Source organism: Mesorhizobium sp. M7A.F.Ca.ET.027.03.2.1 (assembly GCF_003999175.1).
Classification (GTDB): Bacteria; Pseudomonadota; Alphaproteobacteria; order Rhizobiales; family Rhizobiaceae; genus Mesorhizobium.
This window is the reverse complement of sequence record NZ_RZOM01001257.1, coordinates 1-1,564: the sequence shown is the minus strand read 5'-3', so window position 1 is coordinate 1,564 and position 1,564 is coordinate 1. Positions and strand designations below refer to the sequence as shown.

2 protein-coding genes are annotated in these 1,564 nt (G+C 62.6%); one reads left to right on the top strand and one right to left on the bottom strand.

Annotated features, from left to right (window positions below; translation table 11 throughout):
- Positions 1-366 precede the first annotated feature (366 nt).
- Entirely contained in the window at positions 367-1,251 is an 885-nt protein-coding gene (locus tag EN750_RS33595) for a LysR family transcriptional regulator (protein ID WP_127399218.1), read from the bottom strand.
- Between the two features lie 103 nt (positions 1,252-1,354).
- On the opposite strand from EN750_RS33595, the gene EN750_RS33590 reads away from it, so the two are divergent.
- Positions 1,355-1,564, top strand: a 210-nt coding sequence (locus tag EN750_RS33590; RefSeq protein ID WP_127399217.1) for an NAD(P)H-binding protein, incomplete at its 3' end; no start/stop codon positions are given.

The following is a 1,564-nucleotide window of genomic DNA, read 5'->3' as shown; positions in this document are numbered from 1 at the left end:
GCTTGGGCCTATGAGCGGCACGCTGATTTGACGCCTGCGGCGCAACGCTGGGCGTGGCTTTGGCATTCCTAGCGGTGTTGGACGCTTGCGCCTTGCGGCGCCTGAGCCAGTTGGATGACAGTTCGGCAAGGAGACTACGCAGAGCCTTCACCACGTCCTCCTGAGTGCGGCGAGGCCAAAACCTCCATGCACCCAGTTTGTTCCACACCGAAAACAATCGTTCGCGAAACGGGCCTGCCGGCGCGATCGGCCTGTTTTCCGGGTTCTGTCGAGGAGTGGATCGGAGGTCGCGGCATGTTCTGCCAAGCAGGCTGGCAGGTGACGTGGCGCTGCCCAGGCCCCAGCGCGCTGAAAGCGGGTTCGGCATCACCTGCCGATATAGGCGGCCAGTTCGTCCGGCGTCCCGTTCGGGAAGGCCTGTTTCAGAAAGTCCAGGAAAGCCGACACGCGCGGGCTGAGCAGCCGCCGAGACGGGTAGAGCGTCCACAGAGCGATCTCCGGCCCGTCAATGTCTCCCCAGTTCACCAGTGTGCCGTCAGCCAAATCGTGGGCCACCAACGAAATGGGAAGACGTGCTGCCCCGACCCCCGCTCGCACCGCATCGCGCACCATAATGAGCGTTCCCAAAGCGAGGACCGGCTCGATTTCTATCGCCGACCGGCCAGCCTCTGTCTTCACGTGCCATGTTTGCCGTTCGCCTGTCCCGCGCGCAACGCCAGGGGCCGGATCACCGGTGCGAGGAAGTTGAGGGCTCGCCACGACGACCAGCCGGTCGCGGAGAAACGCCCGTCCGATCAAGCTTTCGTCGGGATCCGGGTTGACCCGGATCACCAGGTCGTAGCCTTCCTCGATCATGTCCACAGCCCGGTCCTCCGTCGTGACCTCCAGCCTCACCTCCGGAAATTTGAGGGCAAATCCCGCGGCGATCCTCCCCATCGCGGTCTGAGAAAAAAGCAGGGGCGCGCTGATACGCAATCTGCCCTTGGGTTTCCGACCGCCCGAGGCGATCTCCGCAGCCGTCTCGTCCAGTTCGGCAAGCAATACTCCCGTCCGCTCGAAGAGCGCCCGTCCTTCTTCGGTCAGCTTCAGGTTGCGCGCGCCCCGTTCAAACAGGCGCAGGTCAAGGCTGCTCTCCAACTCCCCAACCCGCCGCGACAAGGTTGCCTTGGGCCGGCCGGTGGCCCTTGCCGCTTTGCCGAAACCGCCATGGCGGGCAACGAGGTTGAAATCGGTGAGGGCCAGAATATCCATGAGTGTTCCACCAGTGAGACGGTGCGTCTAAAATTTCGGCCTGTTTGACTGTTTGTGAGCCACACATATTGGGCCTGTCAAGCAACCCAACAGGAGAAATTCCATGACCATCCTCGTTACCGGCGCCACAGGCAATGTTGGCCGCCAAGTCGTCGAGCACCTCGTCAAGCGTGGCGCCGACGTCCGTGCTCTCGTCCGCGATCCGTCGAAAGCCAGCTTTCCGGCAGGCGTATCGGTCGCGCAAGGCGATTTTCTCGATGTCGATTCACTGCGCAAAGCCATGTCCGGCGTTTCCACCCTGTTCCTCTTGAAC

What these genes read in the sequence shown, in the direction of transcription:
- EN750_RS33595 (WP_127399218.1), bottom strand. Translation starts at nt 1,251, where the DNA reads ATGGATATTCTGGCCCTCACCGATTTCAACCTCGTTGCCCGCCATGGC.